15 protein-coding genes are annotated in these 13649 nt (G+C 45.1%); 6 read left to right on the top strand and 9 right to left on the bottom strand.

Translation table 11 applies throughout. From position 1 onward, the window contains the following. Positions 1-47 precede the first annotated feature (47 nt). Positions 48-1004 (top strand): AEC family transporter, encoded by a 957-nt coding sequence (locus tag OCU90_RS24580; RefSeq protein WP_061021217.1) that lies wholly within the window; start codon positions 48-50, stop codon positions 1002-1004. Between the two features lie 123 nt (positions 1005-1127). After that, positions 1128-2168 (top strand): acyltransferase, encoded by a 1041-nt coding sequence (locus OCU90_RS24575; RefSeq protein WP_061021216.1) that lies wholly within the window; start codon positions 1128-1130, stop codon positions 2166-2168. 125 nt (positions 2169-2293) lie between these two features. Here the strand turns inward: OCU90_RS24575 and OCU90_RS24570 are convergent, their stop codons facing one another. Continuing rightward, positions 2294-3172, bottom strand: coding sequence for a 6-pyruvoyl trahydropterin synthase family protein (locus OCU90_RS24570; protein WP_061021213.1), 879 nt, complete (start codon positions 3170-3172; stop codon positions 2294-2296). 231 nt (positions 3173-3403) lie between these two features. Then, positions 3404-4243 carry an AraC family transcriptional regulator gene (locus OCU90_RS24565; protein ID WP_061021211.1) on the bottom strand — a complete coding sequence of 280 codons (840 nt, stop codon included), beginning with the start codon at positions 4241-4243 and terminating at the stop codon, positions 3404-3406. 110 nt (positions 4244-4353) lie between these two features. Here OCU90_RS24565 and OCU90_RS24560 point away from each other — a divergent pair, with 110 nt between their 5' ends. Beyond that, a complete protein-coding gene (locus OCU90_RS24560; protein WP_061021208.1) occupies positions 4354-4830 on the top strand; it encodes a YHS domain-containing (seleno)protein in 477 nt (158 codons plus the stop codon). 259 nt (positions 4831-5089) lie between these two features. Then, positions 5090-5725, top strand: coding sequence for an START domain-containing protein (locus OCU90_RS24555; protein ID WP_061021207.1), 636 nt, complete (start codon positions 5090-5092; stop codon positions 5723-5725). Positions 5726-5758: 33 nt separating this feature from the next. Here the strand turns inward: OCU90_RS24555 and OCU90_RS24550 are convergent, their stop codons facing one another. The 4 genes from OCU90_RS24550 to OCU90_RS24535 form a co-directional block, all read right to left on the bottom strand. Next, positions 5759-6289, bottom strand: a complete 531-nt coding sequence (locus OCU90_RS24550) for a hypothetical protein (RefSeq protein ID WP_061021205.1) — start codon at positions 6287-6289, stop codon at positions 5759-5761. 8 nt (positions 6290-6297) lie between these two features. Continuing rightward, the gene (locus tag OCU90_RS24545; protein ID WP_017081300.1) at positions 6298-6684 is read right to left on the bottom strand and encodes an MAPEG family protein; all 387 of its coding nucleotides are present in this window, start codon (positions 6682-6684) and stop codon (positions 6298-6300) included. A gap of 661 nt (positions 6685-7345) precedes the next feature. Next, a complete protein-coding gene (locus OCU90_RS24540; RefSeq protein ID WP_061021202.1) occupies positions 7346-7813 on the bottom strand; it encodes a YjiG family protein in 468 nt (155 codons plus the stop codon). After that, complete coding sequence (locus OCU90_RS24535; protein ID WP_061021200.1) at positions 7813-8550, bottom strand: nucleoside recognition domain-containing protein; 738 nt, start codon at positions 8548-8550, stop codon at positions 7813-7815. Before OCU90_RS24535 ends, OCU90_RS24540 begins: the two co-directional genes overlap by 1 nt. Positions 8551-9079: 529 nt before the next feature. Between OCU90_RS24535 and OCU90_RS24530 the strand changes: the two genes are divergently transcribed. Both OCU90_RS24530 and nhaD read left to right on the top strand, forming a co-directional pair. Then, complete coding sequence (locus tag OCU90_RS24530; protein ID WP_004732739.1) at positions 9080-9256, top strand: hypothetical protein; 177 nt, start codon at positions 9080-9082, stop codon at positions 9254-9256. Between the two features lie 316 nt (positions 9257-9572). Further along, the gene (gene nhaD / locus OCU90_RS24525) at positions 9573-11012 is read left to right on the top strand and encodes a sodium:proton antiporter NhaD (RefSeq protein ID WP_017082975.1); all 1440 of its coding nucleotides are present in this window, start codon (positions 9573-9575) and stop codon (positions 11010-11012) included. A gap of 14 nt (positions 11013-11026) precedes the next feature. Here nhaD and OCU90_RS24520 read toward each other — a convergent pair whose 3' ends face one another. The 3 genes from OCU90_RS24520 to OCU90_RS24510 all read right to left on the bottom strand — a co-directional run bounded on the left by OCU90_RS24520 (position 11027) and on the right by OCU90_RS24510 (position 13549). Further along, positions 11027-11413, bottom strand: a complete 387-nt coding sequence (locus tag OCU90_RS24520) for a hypothetical protein (protein ID WP_061021198.1) — start codon at positions 11411-11413, stop codon at positions 11027-11029. Between the two features lie 158 nt (positions 11414-11571). After that, entirely contained in the window at positions 11572-12054 is a 483-nt protein-coding gene (locus OCU90_RS24515) for a methylated-DNA--[protein]-cysteine S-methyltransferase (protein ID WP_061021196.1), read from the bottom strand. A gap of 64 nt (positions 12055-12118) precedes the next feature. After that, on the bottom strand, positions 12119-13549 hold the full coding sequence (locus OCU90_RS24510) for a DNA-3-methyladenine glycosylase 2 family protein (protein WP_017094214.1): 1431 nt from the start codon (positions 13547-13549) through the stop codon (positions 12119-12121). Positions 13550-13649: the final 100 nt, after the last annotated feature.

Here is a 13649-nt window from a genome sequence, read left to right as displayed (position 1 = left end):
GCGACAGTATTCAAAGGAAATTGAAATCGACTAATAAAGGAAAAAGAATGAACACACTTTGGGAACAGTTTGCGTTTTCGGCGTCAGTAACAGGCCCTATCTGTTTAATGCTGTTTCTCGGTGTGATACTCAAGCGAATCGGCTTGATCAATGACAATTTCATTGATGTCGCATCTAAGGTCGTATTTCAAGTCACCTTACCAGCAATGCTATTTCTTAGTATTGTTCAATCAAATCACAATTTTTCAGCCAGTAGTACGTTAGTTGCCTTTGGCGTCATCGCTAACTTTATCTTTTTCTTATTCACGATTTTCTCAACCAAATTGGTATTCAAAGACTCGAAAGATCAAGGTGTGATTGTCCAGGGTGGATTCCGCGCTAATACCGCGATCATTGGCCTCGCCTATGTGGCTAATATCTATGGCAACCAAGGCGTGGCATTGGCGGCTATCTATGTCGCATCCCTGACCGTGCTGTATAACATTCAAGCCGTGATTGCACTAACACCCAAAGGCAAAGACACCGGCGCTAAAGCCATTAAAGTAATCGTCAAGTCCATCACCAAAAACCCGTTGATCATCGCTATTTTCTTAGCGGTCGTCTTCTATGCGCTTTCAATTCCTATTCCAAAAATGGTGGCTGACGCTGGGCAATACTTTGCCAATATGACACTACCTTTGGCCCTGCTCTGTACTGGCGGGTCGCTGGATATTAGCTCGCTCAAACAAGAAAAGTTGTCGACGTGGTTCGCCTCTAGCTACAAGTTAATTGCCTCACCGTTACTGATTACATTGGCTGCTGGGTACTTAGGGTTTGAAGGGCTCGACCTCGGGCTTATCTTTTTGATGAGCGCGGCACCAACGGCAGCAGCGAGCTATGTTATGGCTCGTGCGATGGGAGGGAATTCAACCTTGGCGGCTAACATCATCGCGCTCACGACCGTTGTTTCTCTTATCACTTGCACGCTAGGTATTTTTGCACTCACCGCAATGGGTTTAATATAGCTGCGACAGGCTTCAAAAAACCGACACAAGCCCTGAAATAAAGGTCATAAGCCTTGATTTAGGACTAACTGGTTGGGCATAAAGGCTGCTAGATTTCGTAAAAATTTTACTAAGAGATCTGATATGTCTTCCGTTCAACATACGCCTTCACAACACATCGCCAGTATCGAGTTAGGCCGAGTGATTGCTATCTTGGCGATCATTGGTTTACACGGCCAAATGGCACTCACTTATTGGCAAATAGATGAAGTGCCTTGGATCGGTTATGTGCTCAACCAAACCGCTCGTTTTGCGGTACCTCTGTTCTTCCTGATTTCTGGCTATCTTATTCAGCCTAAGTTGGCTGCATCGCCATGGGAAACCGTCATTAATTACTCTAAACCACTGCTTAAGGTTTGGTTGGCATGGAGCATCATTTGCTTAGTAATGCCATTCAATCTCGCGAAGGTAGAAGAGTTTGGCTATCTAGGTGAACGTGAAGGCTATTGGGGTTTCTTAATGAGCACTCCTCTTAACTCATTCTTAGAGGGAGGTCTGGTGCATTTGTGGTTCATTCCAGCCCTTGTTTGCGCAGTGTTGATCATTGCTTTATTGGTTGAGTTGAAGCTCAACAAACTTCTATTACCGATAGCCATAGCGCTCTATGGCTATGGTGTTTTGGCAGGAAGCTACGCAACGCTAACCGGGTTAGAAGCACCCTTCTTCACGCGTAATGGTCCGTTCTTTGGCACTTTAATGGTGACCTTAGGTTTCCTTATTCGTCAGAATCAATGGAAGGTGTCATCAACTAAAGCGTTGGGGTTATTAGCGTTAGGCATGTTGATTCACTTTGCTGAGGCGGCATGGCTCACCACGTTCGACGTCGGATTCAACATGAATGATTTCTTGTTTGGCACGGCGCTATGGGGGATGGGCGTGTTCATGTGGCTTTTAGCAAATCCAAACATGGGTAACTACGCTTGGGTTCGTGCCATTTCGAATCGTATGCTGGGTATCTACGTAAGTCATTTACTGATCATTATCATACTGTTCAATGTCTGCGGCATACTGGGCATCACCGAATTAGCCAAAGATAGCATCGTATTCTTCGGTACCTTTATTCTGAGTTTCTTGTTGGTCGTTGGGATCGAGAAAACGCCACTGCGACGCGTGCTACTTCGTTAGTGTTTATATCTAAAACTATCCGCTAAACCAGCTTTAAAGAGCCACAAAAAATAAAGGCAAGATAACGGATTATCTTGCCTTTATTTCATCATGTCAGCAACGAGACTGTGTCATTCGTTGAAGTGTTATCGGAACGCCATTGCGCCCTTGCCAACACCTTCATAAGCGACGATTTGTAGTGATTGGTTCTCTGCTAGGCTCGGCTCAACTTGATCCGCAATATAGCCTGCCAGTAATTCTACTGTGGTATCTGTCGGCAAAATCTCTGTTTCACTCTTAGCAATCGCTAGCTCAAATTCACCTTGAGGCGCCGTGTAGCGGAAGCCATAGTGGCTTTCATCATTAACGCTATTCGCGTGTTCACTCAGGTTAAGTGATGAAACTGAAACTTGGTCTTCTTTAGACCCTAAATAAATGTCTTCCCAACGCTGAGCAAATGCTTGTTCGCGTTGCTCGTCACGCTGACCATCAACCACGATTTCTACTGGAGAACGGTGACCATGGGCGATGCGTTGGCAATTACCATCATGCTTTTTCAAACCATGGGTATAGTGGTAGAACGCGCCATTAATGTTCTCATGACGAAGGGTGATCTCTAACCCGGTGACGTTACTTGGTAGGTTATCGCGAAGGATATTGTAAACGTGTGCGGTCACACTCTCGATGGTGATCGCTTCTGCATCAATCAGGCAATATGCTTCATCAGGGCAATGTAGATGAAGACTCTTGTCACCACGCAACACATCAACCTTAGAGTAGCCCGCTTTGCTCGCTTGAAGAACAATTGCAGCGCTTTGCATTGGCAGCAGCAAACGGTGATCAACGTGCTCATCGACAAGCTGTTTGATCTGCTTTTTGACCTTACTAAAATCCAGCACCATGCTCATTTCATTAAGTTCACCAGACATGGTGACATCTAAAATCCAACTATCTCCTACGACCCCTCTGTGTTCACAGATGTATGAAGAATCGATAACGGTAAGGTCTCTTACAAATAGGTTCAAGTTGAACTCCTTAATACTTTAATGAGATACGGGAGGCTGAATAATGTCCAGCAGGCACTTCGTCTCATTGGTGTCTAGATAAAATAGGACGAGCAGGATGTTACGACAAGCTTAAAAAGTCCACCTTTTTAGACCCTCTTTTGAGAAAAGAACAAACTCTGCACAATTTCCGCTAAAACATAGACCAGCCCAATGCGAATAGCCATATCTTGGGTAAGGTTGCCGAGCGTTTTACGATACATTTTGCTTTAGCCAAAGGCGCGGTGACACCCCAGCAACATGCTGAAAAGCGCGTGAAAATCCCGAATAGCTGCTGTAACCCACTTCATCAGCGACCCAGTTGATGGGCTTATTTTGCAATAACAGGGATTGAGCCACTGAGACTCGCCACTTTTGCACATAATCTCCGGGCGTCTCACCGACTTCTCGTTTGAACGCTTCAATAAACTGAGTTCGAGACATCGCGGCCAGTGAAGCCATTTCCGCAATCGAAAAATGACGAGCAGGCAGTAGGTGAACGGCCGTAACCACCGAAGCCAATCGTGGATGAGCTAGGGCTGAGAATACCCCTTGATCAATTTGCTGCTGTTCAATGAGATGACGAAAAATCAAAGCCATCAAGGCATCACTTAACTTATCCATTAGATATTGTTGCCCTGACGATTGTTGTCCTGAAGATGCTTGCCCCGACTCTCGAAATAGCACCTCAATCACTGGCATTAAGTTAGGTGCACCCGCAAACGGAATCACTATCACGTCAGGCAGAGCAGACAATAAAGGATTCATCTGCCCTGAACGATATTCGACATTCGCACATACGACCTCAGCACCGTCTCCCACGCCTTCTATCACATGTGGTGTGCTATTCGGCAGATAAACAATGCAGGGCTGTGACAGTTGCCTGTACTCCGTGTGCGCACTAGACAAGGTCAACTCACCCGCTCTCAATACATGAAGATGCCCTTCTTTACCCTGCTGCGGCTTAAATGACGACACTCCGCACAAATTGCCAGAATAGAAAACACCGGTACGTATCGAGAAGTGTTCCATTAGTTGTGAAAGCAGATCCATGCATCCTCCGAACGATTCGCTTACTTTTAAGTTCTTTTGTCCCTCTATAGACCGGACGAGTGGGCTAAATTATTTCAAACAAGATAACCAACACTGACAAGGAACTTGATATGTCACACATGAAATCGACCAGTCAAAAAATCACTCTATTGGCCGCGTTACTAGGAACCAGCTTTTCACTGATGGCAGCAGACATCGACATGAGCGTTGATAGCAATGACATCGCGATCAAAGGCTATGACCCAGTGGCTTACTTTACTGATTCTGGTGCCGTTCAAGGTTCATCAGAATTCACGGCTACTTATAAGAACGCTATTTATCAATTCGCAAACAGTGACAACCGAGATCAGTTCCGCACCAATCCTGAAGCTTATGCGCCTCAATACGGTGGCTATTGTGCCTTTGGTGTGGCTATGGGTAAGAAATTTGAGACCGACCCTAACGCATGGAAAGTCGAAGATGGAAAGCTGTATCTGAACTTAGACAAATCAGTACAAAAACGATGGTTGGAAGGTACGCAAGAGTTCATCCAAGACGCCAACAGCAACTGGACGACGATCAAAACCGTAGAAGCCTATAAGCTTTAGTCTATAAGCTTTAACCTACAAGCTTTAGCCTAGTAACTTTAACCTTTATCCATTGCCCATTAATAAAAACGGAAGCGACCGAACGCTTCCGTTTTCATTTCGACGTTCCAAATCTTAATAAGCCTCCAGCTATTGGTATCACCACAATAAATGGCGATGCGCTGCTCAAATCAGGAAAACCCGTCAGCCTTTAGCACGAATCAAACCCATTTCTATTCTATACTCCTAGAAGATAAGCTTTTCTTTTTATGGAAGAATAATGATATTACCTAGGATTTTTGCACTTGGGCTCTGCGCCTTATCAACACTGACTTATGCAGCTCCATGGCAGTTCGTCAAAAGTGAAAACGGCATCATCATTGATAAGAGACCTCACAGTGAAGGCTTAGTAGAGATACGAGCACAAATGCAAACGCCCACCACTTACTCCGGTTTTTTACTGTTGCTGGAAGACAGCGAGAACGTGCCAAACTGGATAGACAATGTGTCGCAAAGCCGTGTCTTGATGCAGATATCTGAGGCAGAAAACATCGTCTATACCCAATTCAAAGCGCCTTGGCCTGCTAGAGATCGCGATATGGTGACCTATTCAAAGTACAGCATCGAGGATGGGCAGTTTGTCTTGTCGATAAAGGATGCGTCTAACTATTTGGCGAAAGAATCGGGGTATATTCGAATTTACGATGTGGACGCACTTTGGACGCTGCAACCGCTCACTAATGGCAATACTTACATCACCTACACCGCATATGCGAACGCAGGTGGCATCTTGCCCAATTGGTTGATGAATAAGTTATCGATAGGCAGTGCGCTGAGCACGTTTAAGGGGCTGAAAGAACAGCTACCAAAATACCAAGGCCAGCAGCACCCCAACCTGCCAAGTGAGTCTCGTTAGCGGTACAAGTAAATAGGTAAATAAGGTTAAAGACTAAGGTCTTCTTGCTAGGTCGCGAGCTAAGATAAGCGCTAAACCAAACACCTGAAGAAACAGGGCGATGTTCTTATAGAAAGCCATTTTCTCATCAAGCCTTTGGATCAACTCAACCAAGGTCAGATTATCCAAATAGTAGTCATCAATTCGTGATCGTTGCGCTTCTTGGGCATTGTTTATCAGCATCATAAGCTTAGGTAAATTAGCCAACGAGATGGCCGGCACCTCGTCACTCACCCAACTCCGAAGTTGTCCGCGAAGCGCTTCATCAAGAACAGTGGCAGGTTGAGCGATTTCTGAGGATAGCTTATCAAGGTGAATCAGAATCGCTTCACGCTTACGCTCTAAGGTTTCGATCGTATTCCAGGACAGTTGTATAGAGTACACATTGCCGTATTTACGATCGTTGTATTCCGATTTCTCCGCTTCAATTTTGTCCAACACCAAGCTCGACATGACAATCGCCATGATGTTGAGTATTAGCCCTGCAAGGACAATCGCCCAAGCAGGAGGAAGGCGCAATGCCATAATGCTCCCTAGAACATTTTATCAAAAGGTAGGTAGGCTAAGTTTAGGACAATCAAAGAGATCATGCAGATAAGCGTTAACACCATACCCACTTTTCTGCCTTTGAAGTTTTTCGCTAAGATCCCTTTAGCGTGAATCACTCGCCCCAGAATAAACGCCACACCAATGACATGAATAAGCCACACACCAGCCCCATTCATCTCTAGCAACCCCATCAAAATCACCGTGATTGGGATGTAATCCATCGCGTTACTTTGTGCCGAACGTGCTATCTGTAACGACTCAACACCGCCATCGGCATGAGCAACAAGATTGATTCGTCTTTGTTTAATAACTTCAACCGCCAACCAAATCATTACGACCGTCAGCAGAGCTGCGTAAAGTGCTGTAACCATCATATTTCCCTATTGTTTTGTCTTAACTCAGTGTTCTTTTCTATCTTTTCGACATTAACCGCCAAGATAAAATGATAATCACGCCCGAGCACTTGTAAGAGATCTCTCACACCGAACGTAAGAGATCACAATCAAGCTTCGCAGAAAATTCCTAAAATACAAACCCAACCCCTTGTTTTGTATGAATCCACGCATATTTCTTTCGGCTAGTGAGTACATTTATTTCTTGAGGTGGATTGTGAGTAAAGCCTCTGCAGTGTTTAATACACATGTCGACAGGGAGTTGGCAGGAACAGGAAAAAGCCTAACGGATTAGGTATCTTCAGGATGAAGATTTGATGGCTTAGGATGAGTTATCAGCAAGGAAGTTTTGCTCTAGGATAGAGTCGCTTGTCAGGATGATGAGTTAGCAAGGACACCGCTAGGAAGGCGATGAATTGGATAGGTTAAAGGATTTAGCCACGTCAAGGAACGATGCAGGGAGCACCAGTTACCTATTGAAAGATAAGTAACGCGCAGTAGCAGGATGGCTACGAAAAGAATAGACCCCGTTTGGTGAAAGCCAAACGGGGGTTTCCTTTTTTGTAACGTCTAAAAGCTGTTAGCAGCTAACCGTTGATAGCAGCTAACCGTTAAAAGCAGCTAACCGTTAATAGTCACGTTACAAAATAATGTTCATCAAGAACATTGCACCAAAGGCATTCAATACCGAAATCGCGATCATCACCGGGATATAACGACCTTCAGTACCAATTGGTCCCATAATACGACCCATGTATTGAACCTGAGAGCCCATCAAGTAGATAGCTGGCGCCAAGATAGCGATATGGTTGCCGTTCAGAATGCCTTGGTCAAACAGCGTGATAACCACACCCACAGCACCACCCATCGACATCCAAGCGCCAATCAATACTGCTGCCGCTTCGCCAGGTAAACCAATTACCGCCATGATTGGAGCAAAGACACTGCCCATCAAATCCAGCGCACCGGTGATCTGCAATGCCTTGATGATCACAAACGCCATCAGAACATTCGGTACCGTAGAGGTAGTCGCAATAACCCAGCCTTTCTTAGCACCTTCAACGAAAATATCAGTAACCATTGGTTTCTTTGCTTTAACTTCGCTCATTATGCTACTTCCTCTGCCAATTTTTGTTCTTTGTCTGATTTTGGTTTGTCTTCTTTGCCTTCAGTAATGTTGAGGTAAATACGGAACAGGTTCGCACCGACAAACTTGAAGATGAACATCACAGCCACAGCCAAACCAATTGACGATGTTACCGCCAAAGAACCATCTATCGCCGTTAGAGTGAACAGAACCGCACCTGAAGAGAAAAAGTTAACGATCGCCGCGCCCGCCGTAAACTGGAACATGGTGAAGACATCGGTTTCACGCTTAGTCAGATGCCCTTCATCTTTCAGCTGCCTCGTCATCGCTGCACCCGCATCGGTACTTTGCAAAGAAGCAATCAGTGCCAAGCCTGAGTTACCCGGAATACCCATTAGAGGGCGAAGCAGAGGTGTCAGTAGTTTACGAGCCGCGTCCAGTGCACCGTAGTGCTCAAGTACGTTGATCATACCCAGTGCAAACATCACGGTCGGAATAAGTGTCAAAGCAAAAATGAAACCGTCGCGAGCACCACTACCGCCTTTACCACGCAGTGACGTCGTTGCCGCTTGGATACCATCGGCCGTTTCACTGACATCGTAAGCGACCTTACCGAATGAACCGTTGAGCGTTGTAAAATCGAGCACTCCATACCATTCATTGGACTGCATTAAGCCTGAAAAGAACACAATCGCGAATGCGAGTGCGATATAGCTGCCGATCGTGACTTTACGATCGGTTTTAGTTGGATTAGTCATAAGGACCTCTATACATCTCGTTTATGTGGAACAGAACACGTATAGATAGTGCAAACTAATGAGCAATAGGTTAATGACCAAAATCAAATAGCGTATCGGTTTGAACAAAAGAACCACAGCAACATATAAAACTGTGATTTAGATTTAAAAGCAGAGACATACGCTAAAATAATTAGAATATTTCACATACAAAACTAAACAAAATTCGCTTCAACAGCGCAACCAAAAACGCACACAATCACCACACAAGTAAGGTTTCAAATGACAGGTTTTTACCTAGTCTGATCTCTGATAATGATGTAAGTGATCTCTTACATGCTTTTTTTGTTCAATTTTAATTCGATTATAATACAGCGGCTTAAATCATGGTTACGCTTCTAAAATGCAATCGTTCACCTATTGTAGGTTGAGTTTTGAACCGTGGCTAAACCGTGAGCCATTTTATAAAGAATTTGAGCTTAATTCGAAATTTCAGCCCTTAGAGGTGCTATAGACTTCGCGCTGCCAATATCGAAGGAGAACGGTGGTGATGATGATGGAAATGAGAACGCTTAAATATCAAGTAATGGGCAAAGGCATGTGGATCACTGCAACGGTATCTCGCGCAGTAGCAGACAAACTTGCGCTGGAATATCAATCCTACGGCTGGCCTGTTGAAGTATGTGCCGCAGAACAAACACTGACGTTTGATCTCAATGCTGCATAATATTGGCAATGTCGAATAAGCTCTATCGGTACTAAACCCGGTAGGGCTTTTTCCCTAACCTCTATAATCTCTATAATCTCTATTTCTCTATTTCTCTATTTCTCTATGATTAACGAGTTGCCGATGATCGACCGTTTTCCTATGAACGACAAGGTTCCTATAATCAACGGCTTTCACTGTGACCTCACGTTTTCACCCAATCTACTGTTTTCTATATAATCTATTGAATTATTAAGATATCTATCACACTGCACATGGTTATTTAGGTCTACGCTTTTACCCGTGTTAATAACTTATTAACTTCGGAGCGTAATCCATGTTAGGTATCCAGCTTTCTGCTGTTCTCTCTTTATTATTTTTTTCTACGGTAGCAGGCGCTGCCACTTCTCAGTTGGGAGAGCCACTTAAGCTAACCAATTCATTTGCTGGCTACCTATCGCTGACTATTTTCGTTGTCGCCTACATCGTGGTGATGATGGAAGAATACCTAAAACTCCGAAAATCCAAGCCGGTTCTACTTGCAGCGGGCCTGATCTGGATAATCATTGGTTTTACCTACCAAGAACACAACCTTGTTGAAGTCGCCAAACAAGCGCTCGAGCACAACCTTCTGGAATACGCCGAGCTATTACTCTTTCTGCTCGTCGCCATGACATACATTAGTGCTATGGAAGAGAGAAGACTGTTTGATGCGCTGCAAGCGTGGATGGTAGGCAAAGGCTTTAATTTCCGCTCTCTGTTCTGGATAACCGGTATTCTGGCCTTCTTTATCTCGCCTATTGCCGACAACCTCACGACAGCTCTATTGATGTGCGCCGTTGTTCTAAAGGTTGCTGGCTCTAATCCTAAATTCGTTAACCTAGCTTGTGTGAATATCGTGATAGCCGCCAATGCTGGCGGCGCGTTCAGTCCATTCGGCGACATCACAACGCTCATGGTATGGCAGGCTGGTTATGTGAGTTTTAGTGAGTTCATTCCTTTGTTTATCCCTTCGGTGATGAATTACCTCGTCCCTGCGTTGATCATGTCTTATTTTGTACCCACGACTCAGCCCGACACAGTTCATCAACACGTTGAATTAAAACGTGGTGCAAGACGAATCGTATTCTTGTTCATCATGACAATAGCGACCGCAGTTGCTTTCCATGCCGTACTCCACTTCCCTCCTGTGATGGGGATGATGATGGGGCTCGCCTACCTGCAGTTCTTTGGTTATTACTTACGTAAGACTTTACCCAACTCACTCGCGAAGAAAAAAGCGGTGGCGATCGCCAATAACGATGAAGGCGCCCTGAAACGACTCGGTTCTGTTGTGCCATTCGATGTATTTCGAAGAGTTTCGCATGCCGAATGGGACACGTTGCTGTTCTTCTACGGCGTCGTAATGTGTGTCGGTGGCTTGAGTTTACTTGGATACTTGGAATTAGCCTCGGGCGTGATGTATAGCCAATGGGATCCAATTTGGGCCAACGTCATGGTGGGAATCTTATCGGCTATTGTCGATAACATTCCAGTGATGTTTGCCGTGTTATCCATGGAACCCCAAATGTCGATGGGCAACTGGCTACTGATCACCTTAACCGCGGGCGTCGGTGGTAGCTTGCTATCTATAGGCAGTGCAGCAGGTGTGGCATTGATGGGGGCGGCGCATGGAAAATACACCTTCTTTGGACACTTAAAATGGATGCCAGTGATCATGATTGGCTATGCCGTCAGTATCGCCGCTCACCTATGGCTGAATGGCGATCTTTTTTAATTCGGAGATCTTTTCTAATTCGAACTGTCTTTCAAAGGCTTCTCAATAAGTGTCCAGACGTTACTCAATTGTATCGCTGGGCATTGGTTGCAAGTTAGCATCTCACCCTGTTGTTGAATGCGCATCACTAGTCTAGAGTCAGTTCGACTGCTTCCAGAATTAAATTCAATGGTGATCAAGTCATCATCAACACGATAGGTTCGAGTAATGGAATTATCCGTTGTTTGATAAGTCACTTGCCCGGATTCAAAAAGTAGATAGCTGTCATTATCTGCGTTCTCATACATACCTTTGAACAGAGCAAGTTGTGGTACTTCGAAGGGTCGAGTGGTGTCGGTTAAACAGCCCGTCAGCAATAGTGCGCTACTGCAGCAGAGTATAAGTGAATGATGGCTATTCATTTGGGCATCCTTGCCTAGAGAACATGGTTAAAGGATATGCAACCAAATAAGTATTTTCCAGCAAGTGGCAGTTTTATTGCAAAGTCACACTTTAAGAACCCTTAACGTTCACCAATAATTGATACGCAATTTTCAACAAACATTCCGAAAAAGACTCTTTAATCTTCTTCTCTTCCCTCAATCACCAATAAGCGCTGTTTACGTTCTACACCACCCGCATACCCGGTCAGCTTGCCATTTTTACCAATCACACGGTGACACGGCACAATCACTGACACCGGATTTTTTCCATTCGCTAAACCCACGGCTCGCACCGCTTTGGGGTTACCAATCGCGTCGGCCAATTGTGCATAGCTCCATGTTTCTCCATAAGGAATGGTAGTAAGAGCCTGCCAAACCGATTGCTGAAATGGCGTGCCCTTTGCGGCGATCGGCACAGAAAACTGGATTGATTCACCAGAAAAATAACGATTGAGCTGGTCGGCGACCAATTCAAAGATCGGAAAGCCATCATCTTGAACGCCTAACTGTTCTGGCTTGGTGGTGTATGTTTCAAACCAAAGGCCGAGCAGCCCTTCATCGTTCGCCTGTAAAGTCACCGTGCCCAACGGGCTCTCATAATAAGTAAAACGGTTAGCCATAATATCTCCTAGCCTGCTATTGCATATGTTTGTGGGTTGCAGATGTTTTTGGGCGCTCTTTCTATTAAGACTGATTCCAACAATGGAACGTGGCATAACTTCCCCAAGGCGAAACACTCTCTGTATTGATGGCTGGGCGATGCTCAATGAACTTCTTCACCACCAGGTCGCCAACCAACAGATGATTAGGTTCACTTAACCCGCGAAGTAGCGCGTATTGAATCGTCCAAGGCCCAATGCCCTTTAGCTCAATCCACTTAGAAGGATGTTCGGCTTCATTGTCGACCATGTATTCGGCAAAGCGCTTTAAGGTCTCTTTGCGACTTCCCGGCATTCTTAAGAAGCTGACATCAGCCTCCGCTATCTGTTTAGGAGTTGGGAAGTAGGCTTTCTCTTGGATTACAGACGACTCTTGTGAATTAGCAGGATCTTCTAAAGAAGATGCCGAATGCGTTCCAGAAATCTCTCGCACCAACAAGTTAAGCTGACCAATGGCCGCGGTTACCGAGACTTGCTGTCCGAGAATCGCTCTTACTCCTGCTTCCCAAGCACTCCACACGCCAGGAATGCGGATGCCACTCTTAGCCACCAAGTTAGGATCGATAGTCGTAAAGAAGGCCTCGACCTTGGCGATATCGACGTCAAGGTCGAACATACGTCGAATGTTGGTAATCAAGCTTCTTAACTGGCTTATATCGTCCAACTCAAATTCAATATCTAAGCGGTTCTCTTTGGCCAAAGTAGCCTTGAACCAACCCTTTGACCCATTAACATTCACTGTGCGTTTGTAATAATCTTCGCCAACGTCCTCTACACCTTCAATCATTCTTCGTCGATAGAAACCCAGCAAATGGTTCCAGTCTAATGGGCCGTGAAAGACTAGCTGAATATGATTGCTCAGGTTTTCACTTAGCTTTGTTCGTCGGATTTGGCTTGGCGAGAGCTGAAGCTCTTTTAGAAAGGCATCATTGAAACGACGCGTGCTATTAAAACCACTCGCAAAGCCAACATCGGTAATGCTCATGCTACTGGTGTGCAGCAACTGCTTGGCAAACATCAATTGGCTATAAAGGCTATATTGCTTCGGCGACACGCCGATGTAATTGTCGAATAAGGTTCGTAAATAGCGGTCTGAAATGCCTAATCGAGTGGCAAGGTCGACGATTGACCCTGAGTTCAGCGCACCATGATCAATCAACTGTAAAGCACGCAAGAAAGTCGTTTCAACACCTTTCCAAGCTGGAGAAAAAGGTGCGCTGTCTGGCCGGCAACGTAAGCATGGGCGATACCCAGCCTTCAAGGCTTGAGCTTGATGAGAAAAATACTCGACATTTTCTTCTTTGGGCGGGCTTGCTGGGCAAATCGGACGACAAAAAATTCCGGTGGTTTTTACTGCCGTAAAAAACATCCCATCAAAGCGAGCGTCTCGCGCATATCGAGCCAAATGGCACTGCTCACTCGTTAACGTACTGTTGTGATGAATATTTCTCGACATGCTGTGCTCTTCCCATTTGCCATAACTTTTACTCCGATACCTAAAAGTTTACCGTGAACTGTCATTGTCGCTAGCCACTTTCGGAACTGAAGGTTAGATA

Origin of the sequence: Vibrio splendidus, from assembly GCF_024347615.1 — a bacterium.
GTDB classification, from domain to species: Bacteria; Pseudomonadota; Gammaproteobacteria; order Enterobacterales; family Vibrionaceae; genus Vibrio; species Vibrio splendidus.
This window is presented reverse-complemented; position numbering and strand designations above follow the sequence as displayed.